Raw genomic sequence first — 18,457 nt, 5'->3', positions numbered from 1 at the left:
TGCCGTTTTCATGTGTAGCCAGATCAGCCGAGCAATCAGCCCGCCAGACCCGCCTGTTGTACCAGCACCAGCAATGGCTGCGGGTACACGCCCAGGAAGAATGCGACCAGAGCGATGGCCAGCAGCATTACGCCGCCTGCCTTCTGTTCCCAGTGCAGTTGGGCGTCGTGGCGACGCAGGTTCGGCTCGATCAGGTACAGGGTGACCATCACGCGCAGGTAGTAGAAGACGCCGATGGCGCTGCCCAGTACCAGTGCGCCGACCAGCCACCACTGACGCGTTTCGACGCCGCTGGCGATGATGTAGAACTTGCCGATGAAGCCGGCGGTCAGCGGGATGCCGGCCAGGGACAGCATCATCACGGTCAGTACGGCGGTCAGGTACGGACGGCGCCAGAACAGGCCGCGGTATTCGTACAGGGCGTCAGCGTCGCGGCCGTTGTAAGGCGAGGACATCAGGGTGATCACGCCGAAGGCGCCGAGGCTGGTGATTACATAAGTCACCAAGTACACACCGATGGCTTCCACCGCCAGACCCTTGCTCGCCACCAGCGCGATCAGCAGATAGCCGAAGTGCGCAATCGACGAGTAACCGAGCAGACGTTTGAGGTTGCTCTGGGTCAGGGCCAGCAGGTTACCGAACAGGATCGAGGCGACCGCGATCACGCTCAGCACATCGCTCAGCACGCCACTGCTGGCGGCAGGGGAGAGCTGGAACAGACGCACCATCACCGCAAACACCGCGACCTTCGAAGCGGTGGCGAGGAACGCCGCCACCGGTGCCGGAGCACCTTCGTAGACGTCCGGCGTCCACAGGTGGAACGGTACCAGCGACAGCTTGAACGCCAGACCGATCAGCATCATGCCCAGGCCCAGTTGCGCCAGCGGGCTTGGCAGGCCGGTTGCAGCCAGGGCCTGACCGATGCCGACGAAGCTCAGCGAACCGGCGTCTGCGTAGAGCAGCGCCATACCGAACAGCAGGAACGCGGAACCGGCAGCCGACAGCACCATGTACTTGATGCCAGCTTCCAGCGAACGCTTGTTGAAGAAGGCGTAAGCCACCAGACCGTAGACCGGTACCGAGAGCAGTTCCAGACCGATGAACAACCCGGCCAGGTGCTGCGCGCTGACCAACACCAGACCACCGGCGGCGGCCATCAGGATCAGCAGGTACAGTTCTTCGCGATTGCCCGGGTAGCCCGAACCGCCATCACCCAGATAAGCGTGGGCAAGGGTGACGCAGGCGAGGGTGGCGACCAGGATCATCGCCATGTACAGGCAGGCAAACGCGTCGATCTGCAGCAACGGGGTCACGGCCAGAGGCGCGACTTTCAACGCAGGCAGGATCGACAGCAGGGCCAGGTTCAGACCCGCCACCGAAATCAGGAAGGTCTGCGAATGGTTGCGGCGCCAGGCGATTGCCAGCATCACCACGATAATGGTGAGGCTGGTGATCAACAGTGGCGCAAGCGCAATAAAGTGTTGAATCGTGAATTCCATAGCGCTCTTACCGGGCCGAAGCGAGTTGAGAGAAGGCGGTGCCGAGCCACTGCTGCACGCCATGCATGGTGGCGGCAGAGGTGTCGAGGAACGGTTGCGGGTAGACGCCGAGGTAAATCAGCAATACCGCCAGACCGAGCACCATGATCAGTTCGCGCGCGTCCATGCCGTGCAGCACCGCGTCGGATTTCGACGGGCCGAAGTAGGCACGGTGAATCATGATCAGCGAGTAGACCGAACCGAACACCAGACCGGAAGTGGCAATCGCCGTGACCCATGGAGCGCTGGCGAAGGAACCGATCAGGATCAGGAACTCGCCGACAAAGTTACCGGTGCCCGGCAAGCCCAGCGACGCCGCAGCGAAGAACAGGCTGATCGCCGGCAGGTAAGCGATACGCGACCACAGACCGCCCATCTCACGCATGTCACGCGTATGCAGACGCTCGTACAACTGACCGCTGAGGATAAACAGCGCCGCTGCCGACAGACCGTGCGCCAGCATCTGGATCACTGCACCTTGCAGCGCCAGTTGGCTGCCGGAGTAGATGCCGATCAACACGAAGCCCATGTGGGAAACGGAAGAGAAGGCAATCAGACGCTTGATGTCGGTTTGTGCGAACGCCAGGAACGCGCCGTAGAAGATCCCGATCAGACCGAGGGTCATGGCGATCGGCGCGAACTCCGCCGAAGCGTTCGGGAACAGCGGCAGGGCGAAACGCAGCAGGCCGTAGGCCGCGGTTTTCAGCAGGATACCGGCGAGGTCGACGGAACCGGCAGTCGGCGCCTGGGCGTGAGCATCAGGCAGCCAGGAGTGGAACGGTACGACGGGCAGCTTGACCGCGAAAGCGATGAAGAAGCCGAGCATCAGAATGTACTCGGTAGTCATCGACATCTTGGTTTTCAACAGGTCGGCGTAGTTGAAGGTGATCACGCCGGTGTTGTTGAAGTTGACCAGCACCAGACCGAGGATCGCCACCAGCATGATCAGGCCGGACGCCTGAGTGAAGATGAAGAACTTGGTCGCTGCGTAGATCCGGGTTTTCTTGCCGTCCGAAGAACTGTGACCCCAGAGCGCGATGAGGAAGTACATCGGCACCAGCATCATTTCCCAGAAGAAGAAGAACATGAACAGGTCGAGGGCGAGGAACACGCCGACGACGCCGCCCAGGATCCACATCAGGTTCAGGTGGAAGAAGCCAACATGACGCTGGATTTCTTTCCACGAGCAGAGTACCGAGAGGATACCCAGCAGGCCGGTCAGCAGGATCATCAACAGCGACAGGCCGTCGAGGGCCAGGTGCACGTTGATGCCGAAACGCTGGATCCAGACATGCTTGAACTCAAGCGCCCAGGTCGGATCGGCGCCCGGCGCCGGTGCGAATGAATAGTCACCGTGGGCCCACAGCCAGAGGCCGAGCGCAAGTTCCAGGGTCATGGTCAACAGCGCAATCCAGCGCGGGAGGGTAGCGCCGAAGCGCTCACCCATCCAGCACAGCAGGCCGCCGATGAAGGGGATCAGGATTAGCCAAGGCAGAATCATGACGGGCTCGTTTCCTTTCGCAAATTCGCAAGGTTCATATCAGACCGCTACCAGCACGATGGCGCCGATCACCAGCACGGCACCAGCAGCCATCGAGGCGGCGTACCAACGCAGTTGACCGGTCTCGGTGCGGCTCAGGGCAGTGTGACCACCCTTGGCCATACGCGGGATCAGACCTATGGTCTGGTCGAGCGGGTCTTTGCGCAGTACATGGCTGATCGCAAGGTAAGGCTTGACGAACAGTTTGTCGTAGATCCAGTCGAAGCCCCAGGCAGCGAACCACCAGGCCGAAAGGAAACGGCCGATGCCGCTGTTGGCAATTGCCGTGACGAAGCGACGCTTGCCGAGGAACAGCAGCGCTGCCAGCAGGATACCGGCCAGGGCGATGGCGCCCGAGGCGATTTCCAGACTGTGCTTGGCTTCGCCACCGGCATGCCCGACGCTTTGCGGCAGTACGCCGTGCAGCGGTGGCACGATCATCGCGCCGACGAAAGTCGACAGCACGATCAGTACCGACAATGGCAGCCAGTGGGCAATGCCGTGGCCGGCGTGGGCTTCGGTCTTGGCTTCACCGTGGAACGCGATGAAGATCAGGCGGAAGGTATACAGCGAAGTCATGAACGCACCGACCAGACCTGCGTAAAGCAGACCCTGGTTGCCGCTGGCGAACGCTTCCCAGAGGATTTCGTCCTTGGAGTAGAAGCCTGCGGTAACCAGTGGCAGAGCGGCCAGCGCGGCACCACCGACGATGAAACTGGCGTAGGCCAGTGGCAGTTTCTTCCACAGACCGCCCATCTTGAAGATGTTCTGCTCGTGGTGGCAGGCGACGATCACCGCACCGGAAGCAAGGAACAGCAGGGCCTTGAAGAAGGCGTGGGTCATCAGGTGGAAGATCGCGCCTTCCCAGGCACCAACGCCCAGCGCCAGGAACATGTAGCCGATCTGGCTCATGGTCGAGTAGGCGAGGATACGTTTGATGTCGGTCTGCACCAGCGCGGCGAAACCGGCCAGTACCAGGGTCACGCCACCGACGATGCCGACGAGGTGCAGGATGTCCGGCGCCAGCGCAAACAGACCGTGGGTACGGGCAATCAGGTAGACACCGGCGGTCACCATGGTCGCGGCGTGGATCAGTGCCGAAACCGGGGTAGGGCCGGCCATCGCATCCGCGAGCCAGGTCTGCAGCGGCAGCTGAGCCGATTTGCCGACAGCACCACCGAGCAGCATCAGGGTTGCCAGAACGATCCAGAAATCGCCGACCTTGAAGTGCTCAGGCGCACGCACCAGCAGTTCCTGGACGTTCAACGTGCCCAGTTGCTGGAACAGGATGAACAGGCCGATGGCCATGAACACGTCGCCGATGCGGGTGACGATGAACGCCTTGAGTGCCGCGTTACCGTTGTTGCGGTTGCTGTAGTAGAAACCGATCAACAGGTACGAGCACAGGCCCACGCCTTCCCAACCGAAGTAGATGAACAGCAGGTTATCGCCGAGGATCAGGAACAGCATGCTGGCGATGAACAGGTTGGTGTACGAGAAGAAGCGCGAGTAACCGTCTTCGCCACGCATGTACCAGGACGCGAACAGGTGGATCAGGAAGCCGACGCCGACGACCACACCGAGCATGGTCACCGACAGGCCATCCAGGTACAGCGCGAAGTTCGGCTGGAAACCTTCCACCGACATCCAGCGCCACAGCACCTGGGTGTACACGCCACCTTCCGGCGGCGCGACGTTGAATTGCCAGATCACGTAAGCGGTGACGATGGCCGACAGGCCGATCGAACCGACACCGATCAGCGCCGAGAGGTTTTCCGAGAAGCGGCCGCGCGAGAACGACAGCAACAGGAACCCGATCAGAGGGAATACGAAAGTCAGAAAGAGTAGGTTCATCCGCGCATCTCACTGGCAGCGTCGATATCGAGCGTGTGGAAGCGGCGATACAGCTGCAGCAGGATCGCCAGGCCAATACTGGCCTCGGCCGCGGCAAGGCTGATCACCAGGATGAACATGATCTGTCCATCCGGCTGCGCCCAGCGGGCGCCCGCGACGATGAAGGCCAGGGCAGAGGCGTTCATCATCACTTCCAGACTCATCAACACGAACAAAATGTTGCGGCGGACCATCAGGCCGACCAGACCAAGGCAGAACAGGATGCCGGCGACGGCCAGTCCATGTTCGAGAGGGATAGCAGGCATGTCTTACTCCTTCGCCTCGTTACGGCCCAAATGGAACGCCGTGACGGCTGCGGCGAGCAGCAGCATCGAGGCGAGTTCGACCACCAGCAGGTACGGGCCGAACAGGCTGATGCCCACGGCTTTCGCGTCTACGGTGGTGTGGCCGATGGCCTGGCCGCTCTGGTGAGCGAACAGCACATACAGCAGTTCGGCCAGCAGCAGCGCGGCAAGAATCACCGGTCCTGCCCAGATGCCGGGCTTGAGCCAGGTGCGTTCCTGCTGCACCGAGGCGGGACCGAGGTTGAGCATCATCACCACGAACACGAACAGCACCATGATGGCGCCGGCGTAGGCGATCACTTCCAGCACGCCGGCGAACGGCGCGCCGAGGGCGAAGAAGGTCATGGCCACGGCGATCAACGAGATGATCAGGTAGAGCAGGGCGTGCACGGGGTTGGTGTTGGTGACCACACGCAGCGTGGACACCACAGCAATACCCGATGCGAAATAGAAAGCGAATTCCATCGTTCTTCCTTAAGGCAGCAAGCTCTTCACGTTGATCGGTTCGGCTTCGTTCTGCGCAGCGCCTTTCGGCTTGCCAGCGATTGCCATACCTGCAACACGATAGAAGTTGTAATCAGGGTTTTTGCCGGGGCCGGAGATCAGCAGATCTTCTTTCTCGTACACCAGGTCCTGACGTTTGAACTCGGCCATCTCGAAATCCGGGGTCAGCTGGATCGCGGTGGTCGGGCAGGCTTCCTCGCAGAGACCGCAGAAAATGCAGCGCGAGAAGTTGATCCGGAAGAAGTCCGGGTACCAGCGACCGTCTTCGGTTTCAGCTTTCTGCAGCGAGATGCAACCCACCGGGCAGGCCACGGCGCACAGGTTGCAGGCTACGCAGCGTTCTTCGCCATCGGGGTCGCGGGTCAGGACGATGCGGCCACGGTAGCGCGGCGGCAGGTAGACCTGCTCCTCGGGGTATTGCAGGGTGTCGCGCTTGCGAAAGCCGTGGCCGAAAACCATGACCAGGCTGCGCAACTGGGTACCGGTACCCTTAACGATGTCGCCAATATATTTGAACATGGGTCAAATCCTCACTGAACCGCAACCGCAGGCGTGTTCATCAACACAACCGCAGCGGTCACCAGCAAATTGATCAGGGTCAGTGGCAGGCAGAATTTCCAGCTGAAATCCATCACCTGGTCATAACGCGGACGCGGGATGGAAGCGCGCAGCAGGATGAACAGCATGATGAAGAACGCGGTCTTCAGTGCGAACCAGACGAAGGACAGTTGCGGCAGGATGCCGAACGGACCATGCCAGCCACCGAAGAACAGGGTGACCAGCAGCGCCGAGATCAGGATGATGCCGATGTATTCACCGACGAAGAACATGCCCCATTTCATACCGGCGTATTCAATGTGGTAACCGTCGGCCAGTTCCTGTTCCGCTTCCGGCTGGTCGAACGGGTGACGGTGAGTCACGGCGACGCCGGCGATGAAGAAGGTACAGAAGCCGAAGAACTGCGGAATGATGAACCACAGGTTCTGCGCCTGGTACTCGACGATGTCGCGCATGTTGAACGAGCCGACCTGCACCACGATGCCCATCAGGGCCAAGCCCATGAACACTTCGTAGGACACGGTCTGCGCCGAGGCACGCAAGCTGCCGAGCAGGGCGAACTTGTTGTTGCTCGACCAGCCGGCGAACAGCACCGCGTACACCGACAGACCGGCCATGGCGAAGAAGAACAGCAGGCCGATGTTCAGATCCGCCACGCCCCAGGTCGGGGTGATCGGGATGATCGCAAAGGCGATCAGCAGGGCGGACATGGCCACCACCGGCGCCAGGGTGAAAATCACCTTGTCGGCGAACGGCGGGGTCCAGTCTTCCTTGAAGAACATCTTCAGCATGTCGGCGGCGATCTGGAACATGCCGAACGGGCCAACGCGGTTCGGACCGTAACGGTCCTGCCACCAGCCCAGCAGACGACGTTCGACAAAGCTGAGCAAGGCGCCTGCGACCACCACGGCCAGCAGGATCACGATGGCTTTGATGACCGTCAGGATCACATCGATCACTTCAGGGGTGAACCAGGTCATTGCGCTGCCTCCTGCAGACCGTCGACGGACACGCCGGCGAATGCCGGTGGAATGCCGGCGATGCCCGCAGGCAATGCCACCAGACCGGCGCCCAGTTCTTCATTGATGCGCAGCGGCAGACGCAATGTCTGACCGGCCACGTTCAGGCTCAGCAGGGCACCGTCGTTGACGCCGAGGCGATCCGCTTCGGATTTCGCCAGAGCCACGTACGGAGCCGGAATGCGTTCCTGTACCGGTGCGGCTTTCGAAGAGTTTTCTTCGCTGCCGAACAGGTGGAAGAACGGCACGGCTTGCCAGGTACCCGGCGCCGGGTTGAACGCACGCGGCGCAGCAGCGAACCAGTTCAGCGAATCACCGGTGCTTTCGATCAGGCGTGTGCCCGGGTCGCCAGCGCGCAGATGACCACCGACTTCGTCCTGGAACTTGTTCCACGCTTGTGGCGAGTTCCAGCCCGGCGACCATGCGAATGGCACCTGCTGACGCGGTTCGGCGGAGCCCGAGTAACCTTCCATGGAGAAGGCGAACGCGGTGTCCTGGTCTTGCGGGGTGCGTGGTTCGTGTACGCTGATGTCGGCGCGCATGGCGGTGCGGCCGGAATAACGCAGCGGCTCACGGGCCAGTTTCAGACCCTTGATGCGGAAAGCAGCCGATGGGGCTGCGTCGACGATACGCGCCAGTTGCGCGGTGCTCGAGGCAACGGCAGCGGTGACGTGGTCAAGTTGCGTCCAGTCGATCGGCTGGTTCAGCAGGGTCGAGCGCAGGGCGTGCAGCCAGCGCCAGCCTTCGTGCACCAGAATGCTCGCGTCCATGTATTGCGGATCGAAAACCTGGAAGAAGCGCTGGGCGCGGCCTTCCTGGCTGACCAGCGTACCGTCGCCCTCGGCGAAGCTCGCCGCTGGCAGAACCAGGTGCGCGCGATCAGTGGTGGCGGTTTTCTGATGGTCAGCGACGATCACTACTTTGGCGGCGTTCAGCGCAGCATCGACCTTGGCGTTGGCAGTGCGGGTGTACAGATCGTTTTCCAGCACGACGATAGCGTCGGCCTTGCCATCGATGACCGCTTGCAGCGCGGCGTCGACCGATTCGCCACCGAGCATGGCCAGACCGAGGCTGTTGGCCTCCGGCACGATCAGGCTGATCGAACCGTTCTTCTCGCGCAGCTTCAGGGCCTTGGCGATGTTCGCGGCAGCTTCGATCAGAGCTTTGGAGCCCAGCGAAGTACCGGCGATGATCAGCGGACGCTTGGCGGCGAGCAGGGCATCGGCGATGCGCTGCGCCAGTTCCAGGGCTTCGGCGTCGAGACCTGCGACGGCCGGAGCGCTGGCATCCAGCGCGTGAGCCACGGCGAAACCGATGCGCGCCAGGTCGTCGGGAGCGGCGTGAACGCACTCTTCGGCGACGTCGTCGAGCTTGGTTTCGGCGAGGCTGGCGATGAACAGCGGGTTCAGCGCGTGCTGGCCGATGTTCTTCACCGCCGCGTCGAGCCAAGGCTGTACGCGCATGGCTTCGGCCATGTCTTCAGCCTTGCCCTTGACCGACTGACGCAGAGCCAGCGCCATACGCGCGGCGGTCTGGGTCAGGTCTTCGCCGAGGACGAAGATCGCGTCGTGGTCTTCGATGTCGCGCATGTTCGGCACTGGCAGCGGGCTGTCGTTCAGCACTTGCAGGACCAGACGAATGCGCTCCAGCTCGGAGGCTTCGATACCCGAATAGAAGTGCTCGGCACCGACCAGTTCGCGCAACGCGTAGTTGCTCTCGAGGCTGGCGCGAGGCGAACCGATACCGACGATGTTGCGTCCGCGCAGCAGGTCGGCGGCTTTGTCCAGCGCAGCGTCGAGGCTGAGCTTGGTGCCATCGGCCAGCATCGGCTGACGTGGACGGTCGGTGCGGTTCACGTAGCCATAACCGAAACGGCCACGGTCGCAGAGGAAGTACTGGTTAACCGAACCGTTGAAACGGTTTTCGATGCGACGCAGTTCACCGTAACGCTCGCCCGGGGAAATGTTGCAACCGCTCGAGCAGCCATGGCAGATGCTCGGGGCGAACTGCATGTCCCACTTGCGGTTGTAGCGCTCGGAGTGGGTCTTGTCGGTGAACACACCGGTCGGGCAGACCTCGGTGAGGTTGCCGGAGAACTCGCTTTCGAGGGTGCCGTCCTCAACGCGACCGAAGTACACGTTGTCGTGGGCGCCGAATACACCGAGGTCAGTGCCGCCGGCGTAGTCCTTATAGAAACGCACGCAGCGGTAGCAGGCGATGCAGCGGTTCATTTCGTGGGAAATGAACGGGCCGAGTTGCTGGTTCTGGTGGGTGCGTTTGCTGAAGCGATAACGGCGCTCGTTGTGGCCGGTCATCACTGTCATGTCTTGCAGGTGGCAGTGACCGCCTTCCTCGCACACCGGGCAGTCGTGCGGGTGGTTGGTCATCAGCCATTCGACAACGCTGGCGCGGAACGCCTTGGATTCTTCATCGTCGATGGAGATCCAGGTGTTGTCGGTGGCCGGGGTCATGCAGGACATGACGATACGACCACGGGTGTCGTTCTCGTCGGTGTACTGCTTGACCGCGCACTGGCGGCAGGCCCCGACGCTACCGAGCGCGGGGTGCCAGCAGAAATATGGAATGTCGAGGCCCAGCGACAGACATGCCTGTAACAGGTTGTCTGCCCCGTCGACTTCGAGCGCTTTGCCGTCTACGTGGATAGTGGCCATGGTTCAAAGGTCTTCGTTGGCCCGGTGTCAGCGGGCGTGGCTAATGGAATCTTGTTATGCGTCCGAATCCAAACAGCCCCGGAGGGCGTCATCGGACGAAAGGCGAAGGGCACGGACCCTTCGCCTTTTTAAGCGTTTACGCGCCGACTACGATCGGCCTCGCCAGAGGCGGGACGGCGGCGCTGACAGGCGCAATACCGGCTTCGAACTCTGGACGGAAGTATTTGATCGCGCTGCCCAGCGGCTCCACGGCACCCGGTGCATGAGCACAGAAGGTCTTGCCCGGGCCGAGAAAACCGACCAGACCCAGCAGGGTCTCGATGTCGCCCGGCTGGCCCTTGCCCTGTTCGATGGCCATCAGGAGCTTGACGCTCCATGGCAGACCATCGCGGCACGGGGTGCAGAAACCGCAGGATTCGCGTGCGAAGAACTGCTCCATGTTGCGCAGCAGCGAGACCATGTTGACGCTGTCATCCACCGCCATCGCCAGACCGGTACCCATCCGGGTCCCGACCTTGGCGATACCGCCGGCATACATTTGTGCGTCGAGGTGCTCCGGCAGGAGGAAACCGGTACCGGCGCCCCCTGGCTGCCAGGCCTTGAGCTTGAAGCCGTCGCGCATGCCGCCGGCGTAGTCTTCGAACAGTTCACGACCGGTGACGCCGAATGGCAGTTCCCACAGGCCCGGGTTCTTGACCTTGCCGGAGAAGCCCATGAGCTTGGTGCCCATGTCTTCGGAGCCTTCGCGGGCCAACGATTTGTACCAGTCAACGCCGTCGGCAATGATCGCCGGCACGTTGCACAGGGTTTCGACGTTGTTCACGCAGGTCGGCTTGCCCCACACGCCGACGGCGGCAGGGAAGGGCGGCTTGGAGCGCGGGTTGGCGCGGCGGCCTTCAAGGGAGTTGATCAGTGCGGTTTCTTCACCGCAGATGTAACGCCCGGCGCCGGTGTGGACGAACAGCTCGAAATCGAAACCCGAACCGAGAATGTTCTTGCCCAGCAGGCCGGCCGCCTTGGCTTCTTCCACGGCACGGTTGAGGTGCTTGGCGGCGGTGGTGTATTCGCCGCGCAGGAAGATGTAGCCACGGTAGGTTTTCAGCGCGCGGGCACTGATCAGCATGCCTTCGATCAGCAGATGGGGCAGTTGCTCCATCAGCATGCGGTCTTTCCAGGTGTTCGGCTCCATTTCATCCGCGTTGCACAGCAGGTAGCGGATGTTGATGGATTCGTCCTTGGGCATCAGGCCCCACTTCACGCCAGTGGGGAAGCCGGCGCCGCCGCGACCCTTGAGGCCAGCGTCTTTGACGGTCTGGACGATCGCGTCCTGATCCATCTCGGCGAAGGCTTTGCGTGCAGCGGCGTAACCGTTCTTGGCCTGGTATTCGTCGAGCCACACGGCTTCGCCGTCATCACGCAGACGCCAGGTCAGCGGGTGTGTCTCGGCCGAACGCTGGATGCGGTTGGCTGGACCAAAAGATGTCAGGGTCATACGTAGCCCTCGAGCAGTTTGGCCACGCCAGCAGGCTGCACGTTGCCAAAGGTGTCGTCGTCGATCATCAGCGCCGGTGCCTTGTCGCAGTTGCCGAGGCAGCAGACAGGCAGCAGGGTGAAACGACCGTCGGCGGTGGTCTGACCCAGGCCGATGCCCAGATTGTTCTGGATTTCGCTGACCACCGACTCGTGGCCGCCGATGTAGCAGACCATGCTGTCGCAGACGCGAATGATGTGGCGGCCGACCGGCTGACGGAAGATCTGGCTGTAGAACGTCGCCACACCTTCAACGTCGCTGGCCGGGATGCCGAGGATCTCGCCGATCGCGTACAGGGCGCCATCCGGCACCCAGCCGCGTTCCTTCTGAACGATCTTCAGGGCTTCGATCGACGCCGCGCGCGGGTCTTCGTAGTGATGCAACTCGTGCTCGATGGCCGAGCGCTCGGTTTCACTCAAGGTGAAACGGTCTGTCTGGATAAGCGTGCTGTTCATGCTTAGCGGTCCACGTCGGCCATAACGAAGTCGATACTACCCAGGTACGCAATCAAGTCCGCGACCATGCTGCCTTTGATCACCGAAGGGATCTGTTGCAGATGCGGGAAGCTTGGAGTACGGATCCGGGTACGGTAGCTCATGGTGCCGCCGTCGCTCGTCAGGTAATAACTGTTGATGCCCTTGGTCGCTTCGATCATCTGGAAGGATTCGTTGGCCGGCATGACCGGGCCCCACGAAACCTGCAGGAAGTGCGTGATCAGGGTTTCGATGTGCTGCAGCGTGCGCTCTTTCGGCGGCGGCGTGGTCAGCGGGTGATCCGCCTTGTACGGGCCTTCCGGCATGTTGCGCATGCATTGATCGATGATCTTGATGCTCTGGCGCATCTCTTCGACGCGAACCATGCAGCGGTCGTAGGCATCGCCGTTGACGGCCAGCGGCACTTCGAATTCGAAGTTCTCGTAGCCCGAGTAGGGACGCGCTTTGCGCAGGTCGAAATCGCAACCGGTCGAACGCAGGCCAGCACCGGTGACGCCCCATTCCAGGGCCTCTTTGGTGTTGTAGGCAGCGACGCCGACAGTACGACCCTTGAGGATGCTGTTCTGCAGGGCGGCTTTGGTGTATTCGTCGAGACGCTTGGGCATCCACTCGACGAAATCCTTGACCAGTTTTTCCCAGCCGCGCGGCAGGTCGTGGGCGACGCCACCGATGCGGTACCAGGCCGGGTGCAGACGGAAACCGGTAATGGCTTCGATCACCGTGTACGCCTTCTGGCGGTCGGTGAAAGTGAAGAACACCGGGGTCATGGCGCCGACGTCCTGGATATAGGTACCGAGGAACAGCAGGTGACTGGTGATCCGGAAGAACTCGGCCATCATGATGCGGATGACGTCGACCTTCTGCGGCACCTTGATGCCGGCGAGCTTCTCGACCGAGAGCACGTACGGCAGGTTGTTCATCACGCCGCCGAGGTAGTCGATACGGTCGGTGTACGGAATGTAGCTGTGCCAGGACTGACGCTCGCCCATCTTCTCGGCGCCACGGTGGTGGTAACCGATGTCCGGGACGCAATCGACGATCTCTTCGCCGTCCAGCTGCAGGATGATGCGGAACGCACCGTGCGCCGAAGGGTGGTTCGGGCCGAGGTTGAGGAACATGTAGTCCTCGTTGGCACCGGAACGCTTCATGCCCCAGTCTTCCGGACGGAAACGCGCGGCTTCCTCTTCCAGCTGCTGCTTGGCGAGGTTGAGGCTGAACGGATCGAATTCGGTGGCGCGCGCCGGGAAGTCCTTGCGCAGCGGGTGACCTTCCCAGGTCGGCGGCATCATGATGCGCGACAGGTGCGGGTGGCCTTTGAAGTCGATGCCGAACATGTCCCAGACTTCGCGCTCGTACCAGTTGGCGTTCGGCCAGATGCTGGTGACGGAAGGCATGCTGAGGTCGCCTTCGGACAAGGCCACCTTGATCATCACGTCACTATTACGCTCCAGCGACATGAGGTGATAGAACACGGTGAAATCGGCGCCGGTTGGCAGCCCTTGACGCTTGGTGCGCAGACGCTCGTCCACGCCGTGCAGGTCATAGAGCATGACGTACGGCTTGGGCAGGTTGCGCAGGAAAGTCAGGACTTCAACCAGTTTGGCACGGGCCACCCACAGCACCGGCATGCCGGTGCGGGTTGCCTGCGCGGTGAACGCTTCGGCGCCAAAACGGTTGTTCAGTTCGACGACCACATCCTGGTCGTCTGCCTTGTAAGGCGGGATGTACAGAGCGCTGCCTGTAGTCATGGTTATTTTTTCGCTTTCGGTCAACGTAAAGAATGAAGCCAGCTTCTCGTTACTTGGAACAGAACTGGATCAGACTTCGTCAGGGCTGCGCAGATTGGTGACTGCGATTCGCTGTTCGCGGCGCTGTTCCTTCTGCGATGGCATGTCGGCGCGATACACGCCTTGATCACCAACGACCCAGGAAAGCGGACGACGCTCCTGTCCAATCGATTCCTGCAACAGCATCAAGCCTTGCAGAAATGCTTCCGGACGGGGCGGGCAGCCAGGTACGTAGACGTCCACGGGCAAGAACTTGTCCACCCCTTGAACCACGGAGTAGATGTCGTACATGCCGCCGGAGTTGGCGCACGAACCCATGGAGATAACCCATTTCGGTTCGAGCATTTGCTCGTAGAGACGCTGAATGATCGGCGCCATCTTGATGAAGCAGGTACCGGCGATAACCATGAAGTCGGCCTGACGCGGCGAGGCCCGGATGACTTCGGCGCCAAAGCGCGCGATGTCGTGGGGCGCCGTGAAGGCGGTGGTCATTTCCACGTAGCAGCACGACAGGCCGAAGTTGTACGGCCACAGGGAGTTCTTACGTCCCCAGTTGACCGCGCCACTCAGCACGTCTTCCAGCTTGCCCATGAAAATGTTTTTGTGGACTTGATCTTCTAACGGATCGGCAACGGTTTCCCGCTGGCCAATCGGATACTGCTCGTTAGGAGCATCGGGGTCGATCCTGGTGAGATTGTATTGCATTGCCAAAGCCTCATTGTTTCAGCTTCGCCTGCCGCTTGCGACGAGCTTCCGGAGCCCAGTCAAGGGCGCCCACTCGGAACAGGTAGACAAGACCTGCCAACAGAATTGCTATGAAAACGAGAGCTTCGACGAATCCGGTCCAGCCGCTTTCGCGGACGGACACAGACCATGCAAAGAGAAAGAGGGCTTCGATATCGAAGATCACGAAGAGCATCGCGACCAGATAGAATTTGGCTGAGAGCCGCAAGCGGGCGCCACCGGTAGGTAGCATGCCCGACTCGAACGGTTCGTTTTTGCTGCGACCCCAGGCTTTTGACCCGAGGAGGCTGGAGACGCCAAGCATGAAGGCACACAGGCCGACGACACCCAGAAGGAAAATGGCAAAGCCCCAGTTGTGGGCCATGAGTCCTGTCGCTTCGGGCATGCTGGTAATCCTTAACAGAGAGCAAAGGTCTCTGAGCTTGATAAAGAAATAAGGCAGTGACGATATGTCGCAGCAATCAATCGGGCTGATTTTATGGCTAAACACCCGGCAAGTAAAATTCCAAAGGCGAAATTATTTACCGGATTAAGGACATAGCGCTTGTCCATAGCCCTGCGGCCCATGCGTTGCGGGCATTAGCCGGGTTTCCGTCAATTATGTTTTGTAGGCTTTGTAACGAACATAGTTGCTGCTAAATGATAATTGATATCGTTTGGAGTGGTTTTGTAACTGTTTAACGAGTGAGTGGCTGGGAAGTTGTCTTACTTGCGCGTTACTGCAAGTAGCGAAGCCTACCGTTTTAACGGAAATTTCTGACGCTTGTAGCGCTTCAGATCAATGTTTCGTCTCGCGGCTGACGGTAGCCCTGTGGGAGCGAGCCTGCTCGCGAAAGCGGTGGATCAGCCTCCAGATGTGCAAGCTGACTTGTCGCCTTCGCGAGCAGGCTCGCTCCCACCGGGGATTTATGGGGGCTTTGAGATTCCAGCAGGCAAAAAAACGCCCCGATCCAGTCGGGGCGTCAGTCTTGCGGCTTTGCGGTTAGCTTTTTATTCGATCCGCAAAGGCCGTTTGCTCAGGTGAAGCCGAATCAGTGGAACTGTTCTTCTTCGGTCGAGCCGGTCAGCGCGGTCACCGAGGACGAGCCGCCCTGGATCACGGTGGTCATGTCGTCGAAGTAGCCAGTGCCCACTTCCTGCTGGTGCGCAACGAAGGTGTAACCCTTGGCGGCGTCAGCGAATTCCTGCTCTTGCAGCTTCACGTAGGCAGTCATGTCGTTGCGGGCGTAGTCGTGCGCCAGGTTGAACATGCTGTGCCACATGTTGTGAATGCCGGCCAGCGTGATGAACTGGTGCTTGTAGCCCATGGCGGACAGTTCGCGCTGGAACTTGGCGATGGTCGCGTCGTCCAGGTTCTTCTTCCAGTTGAAGGAAGGCGAGCAGTTGTACGACAGCAGCTGGTCCGGGTATTCCTTCTTGATCGCTTCAGCGAAGCGACGGGCTTCTTCCAGATCCGGCTTTGCGGTTTCGCACCAGATCAGGTCGGCGTACGGAGCGTAAGCCAGGCCACGGGCGATGGCTTGATCCAGGCCGGCACGTACCTTGTAGAAACCTTCCTGAGTGCGCTCGCCGGTCACGAATGGCTGATCGTACGGGTCGCAGTCGGAAGTCAGCAGGTCAGCCGCGTTGGCGTCGGTGCGGGCCAGAATGATGGTCGGCGTGCCGGCAACGTCAGCGGCCAGACGGGCAGCGGTCAGCTTCTGCACGGCTTCCTGGGTTGGCACCAGAACCTTGCCGCCCATGTGGCCGCACTTCTTCACCGAAGCCAGTTGGTCTTCGAAGTGAACGCCAGCGGCGCCGGCTTCGATCATGCTTTTCATCAGCTCGTAGGCGTTGAGTACACCGCCGAAACCGGCTTCAGCGTCGGCCACGATTGGTGCGAAGTAGTCGATGTAGCCGTCATCGCCCGGGTTCTTGCCGGCTTTCCACTGAATCTGGTCGGCACGACGGAACGAGTTGTTGATGCGCTTGACCACGGTTGGTACGGAGTCCACCGGGTACAGCGACTGATCCGGGTACATCGATTCTGCGGAGTTGTTGTCCGCAGCCACCTGCCAGCCGGACAGGTAGATCGCCTGGATACCGGCCTTGACCTGCTGAACAGCCTGGCCGCCGGTCAGGGCGCCCATGCAGTTGACGAAATCTTTCTCTGGACGGAAGGACGGCTTGGCACCCTGGGTGACCAGGTTCCACAGCTTCTCGGCGCCCATTTTCGCGAAGGTGTGCTCAGGCTGAACCGAGCCACGCAGGCGGACCACGTCAGCAGCGGAGTAAGTGCGAGTCACGCCTTTCCAGCGCGGGTTCTCGGCCCAGTCTTTTTCGAGGGCTGCAATTTGCTGTTCGCGTGTCAGTGCCATGGAGATAAACCTCGTCGCGTCTTTTATGAAAAGTTGTTCTGCGGTGGAAAATTCCTGCGCTCGCTGACCAGAAGCTTAGGTGGTCAAGTCGAATTCGGCGGGGTAGGCGACGGGATGAACGATGGGCTCGAGGGGAAGTGAGCAGGTAGTGGCGCGGTGCGGGCGCATTCCGGCGTCGTGGGCCTTTATACGGTCTGCAGCGTGAAGCCGGGTTACCTAAATACGCTTCCGTCCCTCGGGACAACTTCGTTCCAGTCGGCAACCTCGTCAAACACACCTTGTGGGCGGTACAGACACGAAACGGCTCGCGGGGTAGGTGCGAGCGGCGCTTCGAAGGCCCTTGCCAGGGCCTCTGATTAGCGGGAGCGAGGCCATCATGCCTTCGCTTTTTGGCCTCGTCAAACGTTTTGTAGTGCTTTTTTCAAGGCACTACATCTTTCGTCTAATACGACTAATCAGTCAGTTTTCGGTGCTTTAGTCCAGCGTGTCGACTTTCACCCGCAAGGTCATGTCATCGCGGCCTTGAGTCGAGTAGCTGCGGGTCAGCCCCTGTTTGTCGGCCTGAGTCTGGCTGTTGACGCCCGCCAGAGTGATCCATTCGCCGAGGCGCCCGGTGACGGTTGTGTCGGTGCTTTGCACGTTCACTACATCGGGACGTTCCTGGCTCATGCGGTCACGGTTGGTACTGATCGCCAGATGAACGGTCTCGCCGGTGACGCTGGCGGTGACGTAGAAACCTTGGGTGACGTTGCGGTATTGGGTCTCGCTGCTGTAACCGCCGTAGGAGTCGCTCTGGGTGTTGGTGATCGGCACGCTCTGGCCAACCTGAATCAGCGCCGGAGTGCCTTCACTGGTTTGCACTTGCTGAACGCCGCCGTTGCGGCTGGTGGTGCTGCGGCTGATGATCCGGGTCTGGTTCGGCTGGGCGCCGTTGACCGAATAACCTTCGTCGCCACGGCCATTGTTTTCGTTGGTGTCGACGGTGATCAGCAAGCGCTTCGGTGCGGTATCGAGTTGCGCCAGCAGATCTTTCAGTTCCTGTATCTTGCCCGGCTCGGCTTTGACGATCAGCTGATTGCCGTAAGCGCTGACCTGACCGTCCTGGCCGATGAAATCCTGCGCCACTGGCAACATGTCAGCGCTGGTGTGGTATTTGAGGGGGACGATTTCTGTAGCTGCCAGCACCGAAAAACTGCAGCCGAGCAGCAGGGTGGTGAGCAGGGTGCGTAGGGACATGTCCGTTATCTCCGCGTTCGAAAGGCTTGATATTGCCAGTTTGTCGGCCCGGGGTGGGGCAAGTTGAATCGTAGACAGCAAAACGCCCCGGCATCCGAAAATGGCGGGGCGTTTTGTGGTGCGCTGGCGGCCTTTTGTGGTGAGGGGATTTATCCCCGCTCGGCTGCGCAGCAGTCGCCGACCCAGCGCGCTCGATTTAACTGACTCACCGAGTTTTCTGGATTTGGGGCTGCTTCGCAGCCCAGCGGGGATAAATCCCCTCGCCACAGGGATCTAGAG

The 18,457-nt window shown here is 60.8% G+C and carries 15 protein-coding genes; all 15 read right to left on the bottom strand.

The window, feature by feature from the left end:
• Nucleotides 1-35 precede the first annotated feature (35 nt).
• The 15 genes from nuoN to BXA01_RS05590 all read right to left on the bottom strand — a co-directional run bounded on the left by nuoN (nucleotide 36) and on the right by BXA01_RS05590 (nucleotide 18,178).
• Nucleotides 36-1,499, bottom strand: coding sequence for an NADH-quinone oxidoreductase subunit NuoN (gene nuoN / locus BXA01_RS05660; RefSeq protein ID WP_024013420.1), 1,464 nt, complete (start codon nucleotides 1,497-1,499; stop codon nucleotides 36-38).
• Between the two features lie 7 nt (nucleotides 1,500-1,506).
• Nucleotides 1,507-3,039 (bottom strand): NADH-quinone oxidoreductase subunit M, encoded by a 1,533-nt coding sequence (nuoM, locus tag BXA01_RS05655; RefSeq protein ID WP_016775285.1) that lies wholly within the window; start codon nucleotides 3,037-3,039, stop codon nucleotides 1,507-1,509.
• 39 nt (nucleotides 3,040-3,078) lie between these two features.
• On the bottom strand, nucleotides 3,079-4,932 hold the full coding sequence (gene nuoL / locus BXA01_RS05650; RefSeq protein ID WP_024013419.1) for an NADH-quinone oxidoreductase subunit L: 1,854 nt from the start codon (nucleotides 4,930-4,932) through the stop codon (nucleotides 3,079-3,081).
• Nucleotides 4,929-5,237, bottom strand: coding sequence for an NADH-quinone oxidoreductase subunit NuoK (nuoK, locus tag BXA01_RS05645; protein ID WP_003180046.1), 309 nt, complete (start codon nucleotides 5,235-5,237; stop codon nucleotides 4,929-4,931). Before nuoK ends, nuoL begins: the two co-directional genes overlap by 4 nt.
• Nucleotides 5,238-5,240: 3 nt before the next feature.
• Nucleotides 5,241-5,741 carry an NADH-quinone oxidoreductase subunit J gene (gene nuoJ / locus BXA01_RS05640; protein ID WP_007951462.1) on the bottom strand — a complete coding sequence of 167 codons (501 nt, stop codon included), beginning with the start codon at nucleotides 5,739-5,741 and terminating at the stop codon, nucleotides 5,241-5,243.
• A 9-nt stretch (nucleotides 5,742-5,750) separates the two neighbouring features.
• Entirely contained in the window at nucleotides 5,751-6,299 is a 549-nt protein-coding gene (gene nuoI / locus BXA01_RS05635) for an NADH-quinone oxidoreductase subunit NuoI (protein ID WP_016775283.1), read from the bottom strand.
• Between the two features lie 11 nt (nucleotides 6,300-6,310).
• Complete coding sequence (gene nuoH / locus BXA01_RS05630; protein ID WP_016775282.1) at nucleotides 6,311-7,318, bottom strand: NADH-quinone oxidoreductase subunit NuoH; 1,008 nt, start codon at nucleotides 7,316-7,318, stop codon at nucleotides 6,311-6,313.
• Entirely contained in the window at nucleotides 7,315-10,029 is a 2,715-nt protein-coding gene (nuoG, locus tag BXA01_RS05625) for an NADH-quinone oxidoreductase subunit NuoG (RefSeq protein ID WP_076563526.1), read from the bottom strand. Before nuoG ends, nuoH begins: the two co-directional genes overlap by 4 nt.
• 136 nt (nucleotides 10,030-10,165) lie before the next feature.
• Entirely contained in the window at nucleotides 10,166-11,521 is a 1,356-nt protein-coding gene (gene nuoF, locus BXA01_RS05620) for an NADH-quinone oxidoreductase subunit NuoF (RefSeq protein ID WP_024013417.1), read from the bottom strand.
• Complete coding sequence (nuoE, locus tag BXA01_RS05615) at nucleotides 11,518-12,015, bottom strand: NADH-quinone oxidoreductase subunit NuoE (protein WP_076563525.1); 498 nt, start codon at nucleotides 12,013-12,015, stop codon at nucleotides 11,518-11,520. Before nuoE ends, nuoF begins: the two co-directional genes overlap by 4 nt.
• A 2-nt stretch (nucleotides 12,016-12,017) precedes the next feature.
• A complete protein-coding gene (gene nuoC / locus BXA01_RS05610; RefSeq protein WP_076563524.1) occupies nucleotides 12,018-13,802 on the bottom strand; it encodes an NADH-quinone oxidoreductase subunit C/D in 1,785 nt (594 codons plus the stop codon).
• A gap of 69 nt (nucleotides 13,803-13,871) precedes the next feature.
• Nucleotides 13,872-14,546 carry a NuoB/complex I 20 kDa subunit family protein gene (locus BXA01_RS05605; RefSeq protein ID WP_016775278.1) on the bottom strand — a complete coding sequence of 225 codons (675 nt, stop codon included), beginning with the start codon at nucleotides 14,544-14,546 and terminating at the stop codon, nucleotides 13,872-13,874.
• A gap of 10 nt (nucleotides 14,547-14,556) precedes the next feature.
• On the bottom strand, nucleotides 14,557-14,970 hold the full coding sequence (locus tag BXA01_RS05600) for an NADH-quinone oxidoreductase subunit A (RefSeq protein WP_003223812.1): 414 nt from the start codon (nucleotides 14,968-14,970) through the stop codon (nucleotides 14,557-14,559).
• Nucleotides 14,971-15,616: 646 nt separating this feature from the next.
• Nucleotides 15,617-16,942, bottom strand: coding sequence for an isocitrate lyase (aceA, locus tag BXA01_RS05595; protein ID WP_016775277.1), 1,326 nt, complete (start codon nucleotides 16,940-16,942; stop codon nucleotides 15,617-15,619).
• Nucleotides 16,943-17,416: 474 nt separating this feature from the next.
• Entirely contained in the window at nucleotides 17,417-18,178 is a 762-nt protein-coding gene (locus BXA01_RS05590) for a secretin N-terminal domain-containing protein (protein ID WP_024013416.1), read from the bottom strand.
• Between the last annotated feature and the right edge of the window lie 279 nt (nucleotides 18,179-18,457).

It is taken from the genome of Pseudomonas sp. B10 (assembly GCF_900156235.1).
GTDB classification, from domain to species: Bacteria; Pseudomonadota; Gammaproteobacteria; order Pseudomonadales; family Pseudomonadaceae; genus Aquipseudomonas; species Aquipseudomonas siliginis.
This window is presented reverse-complemented; position numbering and strand designations above follow the sequence as displayed.

What these genes read in the sequence shown, in the direction of transcription:
- nuoN (WP_024013420.1), bottom strand. Translation starts at nt 1,499, where the DNA reads ATGGAATTCACGATTCAACACTTTATTGCGCTTGCGCCACTGTTGATC.
- nuoM (WP_016775285.1), bottom strand. Translation starts at nt 3,039, where the DNA reads ATGATTCTGCCTTGGCTAATCCTGATCCCCTTCATCGGCGGCCTGCTG.
- nuoL (WP_024013419.1), bottom strand. Translation starts at nt 4,932, where the DNA reads ATGAACCTACTCTTTCTGACTTTCGTATTCCCTCTGATCGGGTTCCTG.
- nuoK (WP_003180046.1), bottom strand. Translation starts at nt 5,237, where the DNA reads ATGCCTGCTATCCCTCTCGAACATGGACTGGCCGTCGCCGGCATCCTG.
- nuoJ (WP_007951462.1), bottom strand. Translation starts at nt 5,741, where the DNA reads ATGGAATTCGCTTTCTATTTCGCATCGGGTATTGCTGTGGTGTCCACG.
- nuoI (WP_016775283.1), bottom strand. Translation starts at nt 6,299, where the DNA reads ATGTTCAAATATATTGGCGACATCGTTAAGGGTACCGGTACCCAGTTG.
- nuoH (WP_016775282.1), bottom strand. Translation starts at nt 7,318, where the DNA reads ATGACCTGGTTCACCCCTGAAGTGATCGATGTGATCCTGACGGTCATC.
- nuoG (WP_076563526.1), bottom strand. Translation starts at nt 10,029, where the DNA reads ATGGCCACTATCCACGTAGACGGCAAAGCGCTCGAAGTCGACGGGGCA.
- nuoF (WP_024013417.1), bottom strand. Translation starts at nt 11,521, where the DNA reads ATGACCCTGACATCTTTTGGTCCAGCCAACCGCATCCAGCGTTCGGCC.
- nuoE (WP_076563525.1), bottom strand. Translation starts at nt 12,015, where the DNA reads ATGAACAGCACGCTTATCCAGACAGACCGTTTCACCTTGAGTGAAACC.
- nuoC (WP_076563524.1), bottom strand. Translation starts at nt 13,802, where the DNA reads ATGACTACAGGCAGCGCTCTGTACATCCCGCCTTACAAGGCAGACGAC.
- BXA01_RS05605 (WP_016775278.1), bottom strand. Translation starts at nt 14,546, where the DNA reads ATGCAATACAATCTCACCAGGATCGACCCCGATGCTCCTAACGAGCAG.
- BXA01_RS05600 (WP_003223812.1), bottom strand. Translation starts at nt 14,970, where the DNA reads ATGCCCGAAGCGACAGGACTCATGGCCCACAACTGGGGCTTTGCCATT.
- aceA (WP_016775277.1), bottom strand. Translation starts at nt 16,942, where the DNA reads ATGGCACTGACACGCGAACAGCAAATTGCAGCCCTCGAAAAAGACTGG.
- BXA01_RS05590 (WP_024013416.1), bottom strand. Translation starts at nt 18,178, where the DNA reads ATGTCCCTACGCACCCTGCTCACCACCCTGCTGCTCGGCTGCAGTTTT.